The sequence below is a fragment of the Pseudomonas sp. DP-17 genome (assembly GCF_022380625.1).
GTDB classification, from domain to species: Bacteria; Pseudomonadota; Gammaproteobacteria; order Pseudomonadales; family Pseudomonadaceae; genus Pseudomonas; species Pseudomonas nitroreducens_A.
Map to the genome: position 1 here is coordinate 101,903 of NZ_JAKSXG010000002.1, position 16,522 is coordinate 118,424.

The 16,522-nt window shown below is 66.1% G+C and carries 15 protein-coding genes; 12 read left to right on the forward strand and 3 right to left on the reverse strand.

Going from position 1 to position 16,522, the window contains the following annotated elements; translation table 11 throughout:
- The first annotated feature begins 22 nt into the window (after positions 1-22).
- From MJ122_RS06195 to MJ122_RS06205, 3 genes are all read left to right on the forward strand, one after another.
- Positions 23-1,066: a 2-oxoglutarate and iron-dependent oxygenase domain-containing protein gene (locus MJ122_RS06195; RefSeq protein ID WP_088421098.1), complete on the forward strand. Its 1,044-nt coding sequence runs from the start codon at positions 23-25 to the stop codon at positions 1,064-1,066.
- Between the two features lie 32 nt (positions 1,067-1,098).
- Complete coding sequence (locus tag MJ122_RS06200; RefSeq protein ID WP_239743005.1) at positions 1,099-1,908, forward strand: ABC transporter substrate-binding protein; 810 nt, start codon at positions 1,099-1,101, stop codon at positions 1,906-1,908.
- 65 nt (positions 1,909-1,973) lie between these two features.
- A complete protein-coding gene (locus tag MJ122_RS06205; RefSeq protein WP_239743006.1) occupies positions 1,974-3,530 on the forward strand; it encodes an amino acid ABC transporter permease/ATP-binding protein in 1,557 nt (518 codons plus the stop codon).
- A 251-nt stretch (positions 3,531-3,781) separates the two neighbouring features.
- Here the strand turns inward: MJ122_RS06205 and chrA are convergent, their stop codons facing one another.
- The 3 genes from chrA to MJ122_RS06220 all read right to left on the reverse strand — a co-directional run bounded on the left by chrA (position 3,782) and on the right by MJ122_RS06220 (position 7,682).
- A complete protein-coding gene (gene chrA / locus MJ122_RS06210) occupies positions 3,782-5,146 on the reverse strand; it encodes a chromate efflux transporter (protein WP_239743008.1) in 1,365 nt (454 codons plus the stop codon).
- Between the two features lie 224 nt (positions 5,147-5,370).
- Positions 5,371-6,663, reverse strand: a complete 1,293-nt coding sequence (locus MJ122_RS06215) for a glycosyltransferase (RefSeq protein WP_239743010.1) — start codon at positions 6,661-6,663, stop codon at positions 5,371-5,373.
- 86 nt (positions 6,664-6,749) lie between these two features.
- Positions 6,750-7,682 (reverse strand): GntR family transcriptional regulator, encoded by a 933-nt coding sequence (locus tag MJ122_RS06220; RefSeq protein ID WP_239743012.1) that lies wholly within the window; start codon positions 7,680-7,682, stop codon positions 6,750-6,752.
- 202 nt (positions 7,683-7,884) lie between these two features.
- Between MJ122_RS06220 and MJ122_RS06225 the strand changes: the two genes are divergently transcribed.
- The 9 genes from MJ122_RS06225 (at position 7,885) to MJ122_RS06265 (ending at position 16,515) form a co-directional block, all read left to right on the forward strand.
- Positions 7,885-8,934, forward strand: coding sequence for a spermidine/putrescine ABC transporter substrate-binding protein (locus tag MJ122_RS06225; protein ID WP_239743014.1), 1,050 nt, complete (start codon positions 7,885-7,887; stop codon positions 8,932-8,934).
- 91 nt (positions 8,935-9,025) lie between these two features.
- The gene (locus MJ122_RS06230; RefSeq protein WP_239743016.1) at positions 9,026-9,898 is read left to right on the forward strand and encodes an ABC transporter permease; all 873 of its coding nucleotides are present in this window, start codon (positions 9,026-9,028) and stop codon (positions 9,896-9,898) included.
- Positions 9,891-10,694 (forward strand): ABC transporter permease, encoded by an 804-nt coding sequence (locus MJ122_RS06235; protein WP_017519224.1) that lies wholly within the window; start codon positions 9,891-9,893, stop codon positions 10,692-10,694. Before MJ122_RS06230 ends, MJ122_RS06235 begins: the two co-directional genes overlap by 8 nt.
- A complete protein-coding gene (locus MJ122_RS06240) occupies positions 10,687-11,766 on the forward strand; it encodes an ABC transporter ATP-binding protein (protein ID WP_088421105.1) in 1,080 nt (359 codons plus the stop codon). Before MJ122_RS06235 ends, MJ122_RS06240 begins: the two co-directional genes overlap by 8 nt.
- Before the next feature lie 33 nt (positions 11,767-11,799).
- Positions 11,800-13,104 carry a glycosyltransferase gene (locus MJ122_RS06245; RefSeq protein ID WP_088421106.1) on the forward strand — a complete coding sequence of 435 codons (1,305 nt, stop codon included), beginning with the start codon at positions 11,800-11,802 and terminating at the stop codon, positions 13,102-13,104.
- Entirely contained in the window at positions 13,097-13,477 is a 381-nt protein-coding gene (locus MJ122_RS06250) for a cupin domain-containing protein (RefSeq protein WP_239743018.1), read from the forward strand. Before MJ122_RS06245 ends, MJ122_RS06250 begins: the two co-directional genes overlap by 8 nt.
- Positions 13,478-13,614: 137 nt before the next feature.
- Positions 13,615-13,959: a cupin domain-containing protein gene (locus MJ122_RS06255; RefSeq protein WP_081518261.1), complete on the forward strand. Its 345-nt coding sequence runs from the start codon at positions 13,615-13,617 to the stop codon at positions 13,957-13,959.
- A gap of 4 nt (positions 13,960-13,963) precedes the next feature.
- Positions 13,964-15,016: a phosphotransferase gene (locus tag MJ122_RS06260; RefSeq protein WP_239743020.1), complete on the forward strand. Its 1,053-nt coding sequence runs from the start codon at positions 13,964-13,966 to the stop codon at positions 15,014-15,016.
- Entirely contained in the window at positions 15,013-16,515 is a 1,503-nt protein-coding gene (locus MJ122_RS06265; protein ID WP_239743022.1) for an aldehyde dehydrogenase family protein, read from the forward strand. The genes MJ122_RS06260 and MJ122_RS06265 overlap by 4 nt, the downstream gene beginning before the upstream one ends.
- Positions 16,516-16,522 lie beyond the last annotated feature (7 nt).

Consider the following 16,522-nt stretch of genomic DNA (forward strand, 5'->3'; position numbering starts at 1 on the left):
CGAACCGATGGAGCCATCGAACATGCAGGAGCAAGCGAGCAGAGCCTTCACCTCCATTCCCGTCATCGACATCGGCGGGCTGTTCAGCCCGCGCCTGGAGGAACGCCAGGCGGTGGCGGACGAACTGGGCAAGGCGGCCCGAGAAGTGGGCTTCCTCTACATCCGCAACCATGGTCTTGATCCGAAGCTGATCGAGGGCCTGCAGGCGGCTGCACGGGACTACTTCGCCCAGCCGCTGGAAGCCAAGATGCGCCACTACATCGGCGTCTCGGAAAGCCACAAGGGCTTCGTCCCGGAAGGCGAGGAGGTCTACGCCAAGGGCAAGCCGGACCACAAGGAAGCCTTCGACGTCGGCTTCGAAGTGGCCGCCGACGACCCGCTGGTGCTGGCCGGCACGCCGCTGCTCGGGCCGAACCGCTGGCCGGACTTGCCCGGCTTCCAGCAGCAGGTGAGCGCCTACTACCAGGCGGTGTTCGCCCTCGGCCGCAAGCTGTTCGACGGCTTCGCCCTGGCGCTGGGCCTGGAGGAGGGCTATTTCGACCCGCTGGTGAGCCGGCCGCCGTCGAAACTGCGCCTGATCCATTACCCCTTCGACGGCGAGGCGCAGGACGCACCGGGCATCGGGGCGCATACCGACTACGAGTGCTTCACCATCCTGCATGCCACCCAGCCGGGCCTGGAAGTGATGAACGAGGACGGCGAATGGATCGACGCGCCGCCGGTGCCGGGTGCCTTCGTGGTGAACATCGGCGACATGCTGGAGGTGATGACCAACGGCGCCTTCGTCGCGACCGCCCACCGGGTCCGCACGGTGCGCGAGGAGCGCTACTCGTTCCCGCTGTTCTACGCCTGCGACTACCACACGCAGATCCGTCCGCTGCCCCAGTTCGACAACGGCGCCCAGGAGTACGAAACCATCGCCATCGGCGAGCACATGTGGAGCCAGGCGCTGCAGACCTACAGCTACCTGCGCCGCAAGGTCGCCGACGGTGAGCTGGCACTGCCGGAGCGGGCGCGCAAGCCGTCCAGCTTCGGCCACCTGAAAAAACAGACGCAGCCTTCCTGAGCCGCGCGCAACCCTAGACTGGAGCAATCACCATGCTGAAAACCCCCCGCACTCTCCTGGCCGCCGCCATTGTCGGCGCCGCCCTGTTGGGTACCCTGCAGACCGCCAGCGCCGCCCTGACCGCCACGCCGGGGCAATTCAAGGTCGGCATGGAAATCACCTATCCGCCCTTCGAGTCCTACGACGGCGACAAGGTGGTGGGGTCCGACCCCGAGCTGGCCGAGCTGCTGGCCAAGCATATGGACCTCAAGGCGAGCTTCGTGAACACCAAGTTCTCCGGGCTGATCCTGGGTCTGAACGCCGGCCACTTCGACGCCGTGATCTCCGGCATGTACGTCACACCCGAGCGTACCGCGCAGGCCCTGGCAATCCCCTACGCGCAGACCGGCGCAGCCATCATGGTCCCGGCCGACAGCACCGATCGCCCGGCGAAGCCCGAAGACCTCTGCGGCAAGAAGATCGGCCTGGAAAAGGGCACCACCTGGGTGCCGAAGTTCGAGGAGCTGTCCAAGACCTACTGCGTACCCAACGGCAAGGGCGCCATCAGCGTGAGCGAATACCCGTCCGCGCCGGAAGTGACCCAGGCGTTGCTGTCGAAGAACGTCCAGGCCCAGGTGGAGATTTCCGGCGCCGCGCACATGATCGCCGAGCGCTCCAAGGGCCGCGTGGTGGTCAGCTCCAGCGAGCTGATCTACAAGCAGACCCTGGGCATGTACGTGAAGAAGGGCAACCAGGAGCTGTACGACGCACTCAAGAGCGCCTTCCAGAAGACCAAGGACAGCGGCGAATTCGCTGCCCTGCTGAAGAAGTACGCTCTGGAAGAAGCTCCGGCGACCGAGTGATTTCGCTTTAACGCAACATGAAAGACGGGGCTGGCCTCGCGCCAGCCTCGTTCGCCGAGGTCTCCATGCAATTCGACTGGTCCTACTTCTTCTCCCTGTTCTCCTTGCCGGATTTCTGGAAAGCGTGCGTCACGGTGATCGAGCTGAGCACTCTGACTTGGCTGATCGGCATGGTCCTGGGTTTCTTCCTCGCCTGCGCCAAGCTCTCCGGATCGCGCTGGCTGCGTGCGCCGACAGCGCTGTACATCTGGTTCTTCCGCAGCGTGCCGTTGCTGGTGCTGGTGGTGTTCGTCTACAACCTGCCGCAGCTCTTCCCGGCCAGCGGCGTGCTGCTGTCCAACCCGTTCATCTCCGGCCTGCTGGCCCTGGTGCTGACCGAAGCGGCGTACATGGCCGAGATCCATCGCGGCGGCCTGATCTCCGTGGCCAAGGGCCAGAAGGAAGCTGGTCGCGCCCTGGCCATGGGCGGCATCGGCATCCAGCGCCTGATCGTCATTCCGCAGGCGTTCCGCATCTCGCTGCCGACGCTGATCAACGAGTACGTCACCGTGGTCAAGCTGACCTCGCTGGTCTCGGTCATTTCCCTCACCGAGCTGCTGCAGGTCGGCGAGCGCCTCTATGCGCAGAACTTCCTGGTCATGGAAACCCTCTCGGCGGTGGCCATCTACTACGTGCTGATCGTCACCCTGTTCGGCTGGGGCCTGCAGTACCTGGAGCACCGCCTGGACCTCAGCGCCCGCAAGCCGGACACCCTGGCCGCCGAAGCCCTGGACAGCCTGCGCAAGAACCTGCCGGCAACCCCCGTGGCCAGTCGTGAGGTCGCCCCGGCCGGTGCGCCGCCCGCGCTGAAGCTCAAGGGTATCCGCAAGAGCTACGGCACCCATGAAGTCCTCAAGGGCGTCGACCTGAGCGTGGGCAACGGCGAGGTGGTTTCGATCATCGGTCCGTCCGGCTCCGGCAAGACCTCGCTGATTCGCACCGTCAACGGCCTGGAGAGCATCGACGGCGGCGCTACCGAGCTGTTCGGCAAGCCCTACATCGAAGCCGGCAAGCCGGACCCTGCGCGCCTGCGCGAGGGCGTGCAGCACATCGGCATGGTGTTCCAGAACTTCAACCTGTTCCCGCACCGCACCATCCTCGACAACGTCACCCTGGCGCCGCGCTTCCACGGCCTGGCCGGGCGCGACATCTGCGAGCAGAAGGCCCTGGCGCTACTGGACAAGGTCGGCCTGCTGGCCCATGCGAACAAGTACCCGCACCAGCTCTCCGGCGGCCAGCAGCAGCGCGTGGCCATTGCCCGCGCGCTGGCCATGGCGCCGGCGATCATGCTGTTCGACGAACCGACCTCGGCGCTGGACCCGGAGCTGGTGGGCGATGTGCTCAACGTGATCCGCGACCTGGCGAAGGAAGGCATGACCATGGTGATCGTCACCCACGAGATGGACTTCGCCCTGTCGATTTCCGACCGGGTGATCTTCATGGAGCACGGCCAGGTGCAGGTCGACGCCGCGCCGGCGAGCATCCGCAACGGCGACTGCGGCGAGCGGGTGATGCGCTTCATCGGCCTGGAACGACAGGCCGAGCAGGACCTGGCGCAGCAGCGGGCGTTCCTCGCCGGCTGATCTGCGGTGGCCTGGCGGCGGGGCGCGCCGCCAGGCAAGTTCCGGAACGCCGCAGCTTCTCAGCGAGCTGGCCGTGCATATCCCTGCGTCATCCGGTCGATCACCATCGCCAGGGCGGCGGCAGGGGCGTAGATCAGCGTGGTGTCCGCTGCGGTGTCTGTGGAGCGAGGCGGAGAAATCCTGCAGAACCTTTAGGCATGACCTTTTGGCCTGGCGGTCATCATGCCCTGCGCCTGCCGTTGGCGCTGCTGTCAGCCGCGCAGCAAATGCACTGCCAGACCCGCGAGCGCGCAGCCAAGCAACACCTGGATTACGCCGCGCTTGAAGCGGAACAGCGCAACTGCCGCGGCGATGGCGATCAGTGCCGAGGGCCAGTCGAACGTGCCTGCGAAGCCTTGCGGCCAGAGCACGTGATAGCCGAAGAACAGCGCGAGATTGAGGATCACGCCGACCACGGCGGCGGTGACGCCGGTCAGCGGTGCGGTGAATTTCAGCTCGTTATGCGTCGACTCCACCAGCGGGCCGCCGGCGAGGATGAACAGGAACGACGGCAGGAAGGTGAACCAGCTGACCAGGCTGGCGGCGACGGCGCCGGCAAGGAAGGCGTGATCGGCGCCGAACATCGGATGAACATAACCGCCAACGAAACCGACGAAGGCCACCACCATGATCAGCGGGCCGGGTGTGGTTTCACCCAGGGCCAGGCCGTCGATCATCTGTGTCGGCGACAGCCAGCCATAATGGCCGACCGCGCCCTGGTAGACGTAGGGCAGCACCGCATAGGCCCCGCCGAAGGTCAGCAGCGCGGCCTTGGTGAAGAACCAGCCCATCTGGGTCAGCGTGCCGTTCCAACCGAAAGAAGCGGTGAGCAGGGCCATGGGCAGAACCCACAGGGCGGCGCCGATCACCGCCAGCCGCAGCAGGTGTTGCCAGCGGAAGCGCACGTGCGCGGGCGTAGGCGTATCGTCGTCTATCACCGCCGGGCCATAACTGGTCCTGGCGGCGTTGTGTCCGCCGCCGATGACGAAGTGGCCCGGCAGCCAGCGACCGCCCAGGTAACCCAGCACGGCTGCCATCAGCACGATCAGCGGGAAGGGCACGTTGAGCGCGAAGATGGCCACGAAGGACGCCCCGGCCATGGCCCATAGCCAACCATTCTTCAGGGCCCGCGAGCCGATGCGATGGGCCGCGTGGAGCACGATGGCCGTCACCGCCGGCTTGATGCCGTAGAAGATGCCGGCAACCACCGGCACTTCGCCGAAGGCGATATAGACCCACGACAAGGTGATCAGGATGAACAGCGAGGGCAGCACGAACAGCGCCCCGGCGATGACTCCGCCCCAGGTCCGGTGCATCAGCCAGCCGATGTAGGTGGCCAGTTGCTGGGCTTCGGGGCCGGGCAGCAACATGCAGTAGTTGAGCGCGTGAAGAAAGCGTCGCTCGCTGATCCAGCGGCGGCGCTCCACCAGCTCCTGGTGCATGATCGCGATCTGACCCGCGGGCCCGCCGAAGCTGATGAAGCCCAGTTTCAGCCAGAACAGGAAGGCCTCGAACAGGCCGACGGGCTCGGGGGCTTGCGCCGCTTCCTCGCCGCCCTGCAGGGTCGATTCAGTCATGCATTTTCTCGTCGTTCGCGAAGGCGGCCGCTCGTCGCCTGAGGCTTCGGCGGGTTGGACGACGCCGAAGTCGAGGTGGCGCAGTCGCTGGGGTATCCAGGCACTCTACAATTTTTGTCGTGCCGTGCAAATTGAAGGCGCTGCTGTCCTGCGTCCGCCAGGAAGCGGCGAGGGCGGAGCGGCGGTCCATCCGCATGTGCACGGAGCGAGCGGGATCGAAAGGCTCAGGCCTGGTCCGAACAGATGCCCAGAATTGCCCTTGCCGCCGCCTCGGTGCCGCGCGAGGCCTGCATCTGTTCGCGCACGGCGCTCAGGCGTTGCGCCATGGCCTTGTCAGCGAGCAGTTCGGCCAGGGCGGCGGGCAGGACTGCCAGCGGGTCCTCGAAGCGCGGCAGGTAGCGCGCTACGCCCACTTCCTCGGCGCGCCGGGCGTTGTCGTGGCCATCCCAGCAGTAGGGGATGATCACCGACGGCAGGCCGAAGTACAGCGCCTCGCAGAAGCTGTTGTTGCCGCCGTGGTGGATGAACAGCTGGCACTCGCGCAGCACCGCCGGCTGCGGGTACCAGCTGTCGAGGTAGACGTTGTCCGGTACCGTGTCGTAGTGCTCGCGGTAGGCGCCGACGTTGATCAGGAAGCGGTAGGGCAGCTGCGCCACGGCGTCGATCAGCCGGCGCATCATCGCCACGTCGGCGGCGCCGAGGCTGCCGAAGCTCACGTAGATCAGCGGTGCGTCGTCATGCCGGGGGAACTGAGGCGGGACGTACGGCGCCTCGCTGCGCACGCAACCGTCCAGGTACAGGTAGCGCTCGGCGGGCAGCGGTTTTTCGCGCGCGTAGCGCACCGGCGTCGGCGACAGCAGCAGGTTGAGCCAGGGCGAATCCTCGAGGAACTGGCCGGCGGGCAAGGCGGGGTGGCCGCACTCGGCGAGGAAGCGGGCGAAGCGCTCGTGTGCGGGCTTGGTCGCCTGCAGATAGTGCTCGCGGTAGATCGCGCAGGCCTGCCCATCACTGCTGCTCGCGCCGGACAGGTAGGGCGGCACGGCGGCGTCGGGCAGCTCGGTTTCCGCGCACGAGACCATGCGCACCCAGGGGCAGCCGGCGGCGGCGATGGCCGGGAAGCTGACCACGTTGTCCAGCACGATGGCGTCGGGCTTGAGCCGGGCGAGCAACTGCTGCAGCGGTTTTTCCGACTCGATGGCGGTATCGATGATGGCTTCCCAGGCCGGTACCACGTAGCTGTCGATCTGCGCCAGGGGCGGCTGGTCGAAGTAAGGCACGTTGCGCTCGATGAAGCGCTCCCAGTAGTGCTGGTGGTCGGCGGCGGACAGCGGCGAGTCCAGTTGCAACGGGTACTCGGCGAAACCGTACTCGGCGAAGATGCCCTGGAAATGCGCATGGCAGATGAACACCGGGCGCGCGCCAAGTTCGCGCAGGGCCTGGGCGATGCCGATGCAGTTCAGCGCGGCGCCGAAGCTGGCCTCGGGGAAGAAGGCGATGGTTCTTGTTCTTTGTGTCATGGGCACATCCGGGTGTTGCTCACGGGCACTGCGTGAAACTGATACTGCATTTTTTCGTTAAAAAAAACACCGTGAGTGAAAAATACTTAGCGGCGCGCTCCGGCGAGTGACTGCGGAATCCCGCGGTTGGCGGTCTGCGGACGCTGCGCGAAGGACAGCCGCAGGTGCAGGCGCATCAGGTCGGCGGCGATATCCAGCTGGCCGCGCTCGATCTGCTCGATGATCCGCAGGTGTTCGCGCAGGGCTTCCTGCAGGCGGTGCACGCTGACCATCGGCAGCAGGTTGGGCAGGCGGCGCAGGCGCTGGTGCTGCAACAGGGCATCGCCGACGAAGCGGTTGCCGCAGCCCTGGGCGATCAGCTCGTGGAAGCCGATGTCCAGCTCGCGGAACTGCGCCACGTCGAAGCGCTCGATGGGCGCGCCGAGCAGGTCCTGCATGGCGCCGCGCAGCAGCGCGAGGCGTGCAAGGTCGGGGTCGAAGCCGGGCGCCAGCAGCGCCTCGGGCTCCAGGATCAGGCGGTAGCGCAGGCTGTCTTCCAGCGCCGCGAGGTTGTTCAGCAGCGGACGAAATGACCAGCTCTGCCCGGCGCCGCGCTCCAGCACCTGGTCTTCGCTGAGCTGCGCCAGCACCTTCTGCGCGGCGGCGCGGCCGATGTCGTAGCGGCGCATCAGCTCGCTGGCGCTGAGGCTGTTGCCCAGCCGCCCGGCCATGCGGTCGCGCAGTACCGAGGCGGCCAGCGCTTCCTCCTCGGCCTGGGGCAGGGCGGGGCCGAGCACCTGGGCGGAAGGGTCGGCCGCCAAGCGATAGCCCTTGCCCGGCTCATGGGCCACCAGTTGCTGTTCCAGCAGCAGGTCCAGCCCTGCGCGGATCAGCGTGCGCGACACACCGAAGGTGCGCGCCAGTTGCTGCTCGGACAGCCCGTCGCCATCTCCCAGCCCGCTGTCCTGGGCGTGCTCGATGATCCGCCGGGCCAGTTCCAGGTGGTTGGTGCGCGGTTTTTTCTCGGTGTCCTTGCTCAAGCGGCTTCTCTCCAGCAGGCCCGTCATAGAGGGCGACCCCTTATGCCATAGCGAGGATGGTCCAACAAGAATGTGAGAAATGGTTGTAGGAAATTGTTGACTTCGCCAGTCATTCGGTTTTTATTTTGAAAAAAAGACATGTAGTACGCTTTTCGTTCCGCTGCCGTCGACACACAAAAACAACCATCGTCAGGTGCGCAAGATGAAGCTGAAGACCATGCTCTACGCAGGGGCGACCCTCGCGCTCACGCTGTCCGCCACTACGGCCAGCGCCAAGGATCTGGTGATCTCCATCTGGGACGGCTACATGGCCCCGGACAACCTGGAGAAGTTCCAGAAGGCCACTGGCCTTGAAGCCGACAAATCCCTGCACGCCACCAACGAAGAGATCATGGGCAAGCTCATGGCCTCCGGCGGCGAAGGCTATGACGTGGTGTTCGTTTCCTCGCCCTTCGCCGAGATCCTGCACAAGCAGGGCCTGCTCGCCGAGATCGATCCGGCCAAGGTGCCGAACCTGAAGAATCTCTACCCCGAAGCGCAGAAGCTGGAGTACGACGTCGGCAACCATTTCTCCGTGCCTTACACCTGGGGCACCACCGGCATCTGCTACCGCTCGGACAAGGTCAGCCCGGCGCCGACGAGCTGGAGCGACCTGCTCAAGCCTTCCGATGCCTTGAAAGGCAAGACCACCATGCTCGCCACCGACCGCTGGCTGCTGGGCGCGGGCTTCCTGGCCAACGGCTGGTCGGTGAACGATGGCAACCCGGACCAGATCAACGCGGTGCGCGACCAGCTGATCGCCACCAAGAAGCGTCTGCTGTCCTTCGACGACACCACCTTCTATTCCAAGCTGGCCTCGGGCGAGGCGCTGATGGCCCACGCCTGGGACGGCTGGTGCAACTACGGCACCCAGGCCAACGAGTCGATCAAGTTCGTGGTGCCCAAGGAGGGCTCCGACCTCTGGGTAGACACCATGGTCGTGCTGAAAAGCTCGAAGAACCCCGACGCCGCCTACCGCTTCATCAACTACATGCTGGAGCCGGCCAACCACGCCTGGGTCGCGGAGAACATCCTCTACAAGGTGCCCAACCAGGCGGCGATGGCGACGCTCAAGCCGGACCTGCTGGCCAAGTACCCGAACCTCACCACCACGCCGGCCGAGCTGGTCAAGCAGCAGCAGTTGCGTGACGTCGGTGGTTCCACGCAGAAGGCCTATACCCGCGCCGTGACCGAGATCATGGCGGCCCAGTAAGGCTGCGGAGGGGCGTCGCGCCGGCGCCCCGCAACGCTCTCCGGAATAACCCTGAAGCACCCCGCCTGGCGCGGGGTTGGGGGAACTACGCATGACCGCTTTATCCGCCGACCGCAAATTGTCGGCCTGGCTGCTCGCGCCCGGCCTGGGCTGGCTGGCCCTGTTCCTGTTGCTGCCGTGCCTGCTGGTGCTGGTCTACAGCTTCCTCGAGCGCGGCGCCTATGGCGGCATCGACTACGTGTTCACCTGGGAGAACTATCGCCGCGCGGTGGACCCGCTGTACCTCGACATCCTCCTGCGTTCGGCAAAGATCGCCGGCCTGGCCATGTTGTTCGCGGTGCTCATCGGCTATCCGGCGGCCTACGCGATCACCCGCTGCACGCCGCGTCGGCAGGCGGTGTACCTGTTCCTGGTGATGCTGCCGTTCTGGAGCAACTACCTGATCCGCACCTACGCCTGGATCGTGCTGCTCAACCGCGAGGGCCTGCTCAACCGCCTGTTCAGCCTGCTGGGCTACAGCGGCGAACCGATCAACCTGCTCTACACCGATGCCACCGTGGTGCTGGGGCTGGTCTACAACTACATCCCCTTCGTCATCCTCGCCATCTACAGCTCGCTGTCGCGCATCGACAACGAACTCTGGGAAGCCTCGCGCGACCTCGGCGCCTCCGGCTGGACCACCTTCCGCCGGGTGATACTGCCGCTATCGGTGCCGGGCGTGGCAGCCGGCGCGGTGTTCGTCTTCGTGCTTTCCATCGGCAACTTCATCACCGCCGACCTGCTCGGCGGCAAGCAGGTGCAGATGGTCGGCAACCTGATCTACGCGCAGTTCCTCACCGCGCGGGACTGGCCGTTCGGCGCGGCGCTGAGCTTCTTCCTGATCGGCATCATGATGCTGCTGCTGTTCATCCAGGCCATGGTCTCGCGCCGGGCCCAGGGCGCGGAGGGCGAACGCCATGCGTAACCCGTCCGGACTCGCCCTCGGCACGCACCTGTGGCTGGTGTACGCCTTCCTCTATGTGCCGATCCTGGTACTGATCCTGCTGTCGTTCAACGCCAGCGGCCTGCCCACTGCGTGGGGCGGCGCCTCGCTGAAATGGTACGCCAAGCTGCTGGCCAATGCCTCGATCCAGCACGCGGCGCTGAACACCCTGATCGTCGCACTGACCTCCACCTTCATCGCCTGCGTGCTCGGCACCTTGCTAGCGCTGGGCGTGGAAATGCGCGCACGCAACAGCGGCAAGAAAGGCAGCAACATTGCCGACACCCTGCTGATGGCGCCGATGATCATTCCCGACATCGTCCTGGCCATCGCGCTGCTGAGCTTCTTCAACCTGCTGAAGATGAGCCTGGGACTGCACTCGATCATCCTCAGCCACGTGGTGTTCAACATCGCCTTCGTCTGCGCGGTGGTACGCACGCGGCTCAAGCACTTCGACTACTCGATCCTCGAAGCCAGCATCGACCTGGGTGCCGGCTGGTTCACCACCGCGCGCCGCGTACTGCTGCCGGCGATCTTCCCCGGCGTGCTGGCCGGCGGGCTGCTGGCGTTCACCCTGTCGGTGGACGAATTCATCATCGCCTTCTTCAACGCAGGCTCCGGCAGCGCCTCCACCACCTTGCCGATGCAGATCTATTCGATGATCCGCTTCGGCGTGACCCCGGAAATCAACGCCCTCGCGACCCTGGTGATGCTGGTCAGCTTCACCGCGCTGTTCGCCTCCCAACGTCTGAACAAGGTGCCCAAAGCCCATGACTAAGTCATCCGACCTGCTGGTGCTGGAGCAGGTGAGCAAATCCTACGGCGAGGGCCTGACGGCGGTGGACCAGGTGTCGCTGAGCATCCGCCAGAACGAGTTCTTCGCGCTGCTCGGCCCCTCCGGCTGCGGCAAGACCACCCTGATGCGGATGATCGCCGGCTTCGAGACGCCCAGCGCCGGCGCGATCTACCTGGATGGCCAGGACATCTCGCCGCTGCCACCGAACAAGCGCCCGCTGAACCTGATGTTCCAGTCCTACGCGCTGTTCCCCAACATGACTGTGCGCGGCAACATCGCCTACGGCCTGGAGATGGAGAAGTTGCCGGCCGGCGAAATCCGCCAGCGGGTCGACGCGGTGCTGGAGACCGCGCAGCTCGGTCAGCTCGCCAACCGCCGCCCGGACCAGCTCTCCGGCGGCCAGCGCCAGCGCGTCGCCCTGGCCCGAGCGCTGGTCAAGCGCCCGCGTGTGCTGCTGCTGGACGAACCCCTCGGTGCGCTGGACAAGAAGCTGCGCGAGAAGATGCAGCTGGAACTCAAGCGCCTGCAGCACGAGAGCGGTATCACTTTCATCATGGTCACCCACGACCAGGAAGAAGCCCTGGTCATGTCCGACCGCATGGCCGTGCTGCGCGACGGCAAGGTCTGCCAGTGCGGCAGCCCCAGCGAACTCTATGAGAACCCTGGCAGCCGCTTCGTCGCCGACTTCATCGGCGTCAGCAACCTGATCGAGGGCCGCCGCGTCGGCACCAACCGCCTGCAGGCCGGCGACCAGGTGCTGAACATCGAGACCACCGCCGAGGCGAGCCCGGAGAGCGTGACCCTCGCGCTGCGCCCGGAGCGCCTGCGCGTGCTCACTGACTCGACGCCGGCCACCGACAACCAGATCCAGGGCGAGGTGGCGGAGGTCGCCTACCACGGCCTGGACACCAACCTGCACGTGAACACGGCGTTGTCCAGCAAGCCGCTGATCGTCCGCGTGCCGTCCTCTGACTACGACTTCTTGCGCCTCGCCGCCGGCATGCCGGTGCGCCTGGGCTGGGATGCGCGGCACGGCCGCGTGCTGACTCACTGATTGCTTCAAGAACAAGATCGACAGGAGAGCACCATGAGTAGTGAACGCAAGGTCATCGCATTCTTCCCCGAGGCCGCCTACGGCCCGGCCCTCAATTCGGTCGGCATCGCCCAGGCCTGCGAGGCGCTGGGGCACAAGGCGGTGTTCCTCACCGATCCAGGCATGACCGGCGTGTACGCCGCCTATGGCTTCGAGGAACACTACGTGAACATGTCCGAGCCGATGCCGGCCGAGGAGATGGCGCGCTACTGGACCGACTTCATCAACGGCCACATCCCCAACTTCCGCAAGGCGCCCATCGACCAGCTCGACAACTACGTGAAGGAGTGCTGGGAGGCCATCGTCTCCACCGCCAAGTGGGCGCAGAAGGAGCTGCCGGCGATCCTCGACCGCATCAAGCCGGACCTGATCTGCGTGGACAACGTGATCCTCTTCCCGGCCATCAAGCACTACGGCAAGCCCTGGGTGCGGATCATCTCCTGCTCGGAGAACGAGGTGCACGACCCGGACATCCCGCCGTACCTGTCGGGCATGAGCGTGGACGACAAGGACGGCCACGCGCGCTTCCAGAAGCGCTTCGAGGAAGTGATCGCGCCGATCCATGCCGACTTCAACGACTTCCTCGCGCAATGCGGCGAGCGGCCGTATCCGCTGGGTACCTTCTTCGAAGAGTCGCCCTACATGAACCTGCTGCTGTACCCGGACCCGGTGAAGTTCCAGCGCCGCCACCCGCTGCCGGCGCGGCAGTTCCACTACCTGCAGGGCTGCGTGCGTACCGACAAGCCCTACGAGATCCCGCAGTTCAAGGCGCACAACGACAAGCCGCTGCTGTACGTCAGCTTCGGCAGCCTCGGCTCGGGCGACGTCGAGCTGCTCAAGCGCCTGGTCACCACCATCGGCAAGCTGCCGTACCGCGCGCTGTTCAATGTCGGCGAGCACGTGGAGAAGTACACCGACCTGCCGGACAACGTGATCGTCTCCAACTGGTACCCGCAGCCCTCGGTGATCGCCCAGGTCGACGGGGTGATCCACCATGGCGGCAACAACAGCTTCACCGAGTGCCTGTTCTTCGGTAAGCCGGCCATCGTCATGCCCTACGTCTGGGACGGCCACGACAACGCCATGCGCGCCCAGGAAAGCGGCCACGGCCTGCGCATGGACCGCTACGACTGGAGCGAGGAAGACCTGGCGCGCAACATCGCCCAGCTGCTGGGCGATGAGCTGATGCAGGAGCGCCTGGCGCGCACCAGCGACTACATGCGCTCGCGCAAGGGGCCGGAAGACGCCGCGCGTATCCTCGACCAACTGATGGGCGGCAAGGCGGTGAACCATGCCTGAGTTCAAGGCCGCCTCTTTTAATGGAGAAAGCACTGCGCCGCACATCCGCGGCGCCCGCGACTACGACGACCTGGTGGATTGGGGCGTGCAATCCGATGCGCTGGAGGGTGTGTCGCACTCCAGCGGCCGCCTGTTGTTCAAGGGCCCGAACAACAGCCCCGAAACCGGCCTGTGGGTCTGCACCCCCGGCCGCTGGCGGCTGTCGATCCCGCGTGACGAGCTCTGCCACTTCGTTGCCGGGCGCGCCACCTATCGCTCCGACGAGGGCGAGGTGATCGAGGTCGAGCCCGACACCCTGGTGCTGTTCCCGGCCGGCTGGACCGGCGAGTGCACCGTGCACACCACCATTCGCAACCTCTACATGCTGGCGTGATTTCGTAGGGCGGATAACGCCGCAGGCGTTATCCGCCATCGACCTTGCGCCGAACCCATCGGCGGATAACCGCAAGCGGTCATTCGCCCTATGCCTTACCCGGTCGCCCGTACGGGTTGCCATCGAAGGAGATGTCCATGAAGACCCCCGTTATCTACCGCCCGCTGCAGGTCACCGAACTCAAGGACTGGGGCGTGATCCCGACCATGCTCGAGGGTGAGTCCCACGTCAGCGGCGTGGTCCTGCACAAGGGGCCCGAAGGCCAGTCCGAATGCGGCATCTGGCACTGCACGCCGGGCAAGTGGTTCTGCCACGTGACCAGCGACGAGTTCTGCCATTTCCTCGAAGGCCGCTGCACCTACGTGCACGAGTCCGGCGAGGTGATCGAGATCGAGCCGGACACCGCGGCCTTCTTCCCCAAGGATTGGAAGGGCGTGTGCACCGTGCACGAGACCATCAAGAAGGTCTACATGATCCGGTGATGCCATGAACCTGCCCTGCGAAACCACCCGCGCCGCCGCCCGCGAGACCTTCCTTGCCGGCAGCGGCATGGCCGGCGCGGCGCTCACCGCGCTGCCGGCCGATGCCTCGATGCGGCGCTACTTCCGCCTGGACGGTAAAGCGCTGCTGCTGATGGACTCGCCACCCGGTGCCGAGCCGTTGGCGCCGTACCTGCGGGTGGCGCAGTTGCTGCGCGATTGTGGGCTGTCGGCCCCGGGCGTGCTGGCCGCCGACCGCGAGCTGGGCCTGGCGTTGATCGAGGACTTCGGCGACGCCACCTACACCCGGTTGCTCGCCGCCGGCCACAGCGAGACGGAGCTATACCGACTCGCCGTGGACGCCCTGGTACGCCTGCACCGTGCCGGCCCGCAAGCAGCAGAAGGCGTGCCGGCCTACGACGGGCAGAAGCTGGCGGACGAGGCGGCGTTGTTCATCGACTGGTACGCGCCATTGCTGGTGGGCGAAAAGGCTGCCGCGCAGATTCGCGAGCGCTACCTGGCGGAGTTCGCCGCGCTCTGGCGCGACGTCTCGATGCGCCGTGAAGTGCTGGTGCTGCGCGACTACCACGTCGACAACCTGATGCTGCTGGAGGGCAGGGCGGGCGTGGCGGCGTGCGGCCTGCTGGACTTCCAGGACGCACTGTTCGGCGCGCCGGCCTATGACCTCATGTCCCTGCTCGAAGACGCGCGCCGCGACATCCCCGAAACCCTGCGCGTGACCCTGCTCACCCATTACCTCAGCCAGCGCCCGGAAGTGGACGGCCGGCGCTTCATGGCCGACTTCCAGGTGCTTGCCGCACAGCGCCACGCCAAGGTGCTGGGCATCTTCGTGCGCCTGGCCAGGCGCGATGGCAAGCACGGTTACCTCAAGCACCTGCCGCGCGTGCTGCGGCTGTTCCAGCGCGCGCTTGACAACGAGCACCTGCGCCCGCTGGCAGCGCTGCTCGACGCTCATCTACCGAACTGGCGCCAGGGGCTGGAGGGCGACGTGATCGCCCAGCGCCTGGCCTCTTCTGAATCCCTGCGGAGCCTTCCATGACCGACTTTCACAGCGACGTGCCCCTGCGCTTCATCGGCCCCCACTATCAGGGCGTGGCGACGCAGCGCCTGCGCGACATCATCAATCCCGCCGATCTCACCCAGGTAGGCCGCATCGCCCTGTGCGACGCCGAGGATGTGGACGCCGCCATCGACGCGGCCAACGCCGCCCAGCGCGAATGGAAGCGCGTGGATGCGAAATCCCGCGCGGCGATCCTGCACCAACTGGCCAACGCCCTCGAGACCGACCAGGCCACCCAGCGCGAAGTGGCGCGGCTGATGACCCTGGAAATGGGCAAGCCATTCCCCGAAGCCATGGGCGAGCTGGCCAACTGTGCGCCGATCTTCCGCTACTACGCCGAGATGGCCCGCGACGAGGCCGGCAAGGTGGCTGGCACCACGCAGCTCGGCTCCTTCCAGCACGTGCGCTACGAGCCTTACGGCGTCAGCGTGCACATCATGCCGTTCAACTTCCCCATCCTGCTGATGTGCTGGACCCTGGCTGCCTCGCTGGCGGCGGGTAACGCCTGTATCGTCAAGCCGGCGGAAAGCACCACGCTGTGCACGCTGAAATTCATGCAGCACTTCAAGGGGCTGCCGGCGGGGATGGTCAGCTGTGTGCCGGGCGATGCCAGCACCGCGCAGCGCCTGGTGCAGTCCGAGCGCACCCATGCCGTGGCCTTCACCGGCAGCGTCGCCGCCGGCAAGGCGGTAGCTGTTGCGTGTGCCGAGCGGATGAAACCGGCGGTGATCGAGGCCGGCGGCAGCGACCCGATGATCATTTCCCGCCATGCGCCGCTGGATGTCGCAGCTGCCGGCGCAGTGACGGCTGCCTTCCACCTGACCGGGCAGATCTGCACTTCGGCTGAGCGCTTCTTCGTGGTCGATGAGATCCACGACGAGTTCGTCGCACGCTTTGCCGAACGTACCCGCGCACTGCGCATCGGCCATGGCCTGGAGCGTTCGGAGATCGGCCCGCTGGTCAGCGAGGCGGCGCGCGCCAAGGTCATCCGTCTGGTGGACGACGCAGTCGCCAAGGGGGCGACGCTGGTCTGTGGCGGGAAGGTTCCGGCGCACCTGCCGGTTGGCTGGTACTACGAACCGACAATCCTCACCGACGTCACCCCGGCCATGGCGATCTTTCACGAGGAATGCTTCGGCCCGGTGGCGGCGATCTGCAAGGTAAAGGACTTCGACGAGGGCGTGCGCCTGGCCAATGACTCGCCGTTCGGCCTGGGCGCCTCGCTGTTCTCCACGGACCTCGCCGAAGCGATGGAGGCGGCGGACCGCCTGGAGGCGGGCATGGTCTGGGTGAACAACCCGCTGATCGACAACGATGCGCTGCCGTTTGGCGGCTGGAAGATGTCCGGCATGGGCCGCGAACTGGGCCGCCAGGGTCTGGACGCGTTCCGCCGCTCGAAGATGGTGATCATCGATCACCAGCCGCAGATCCACTCCTGGTGGTACCCGTACAGCGACGAGGTGTTCTACCAGGGCTGAGCGGCTC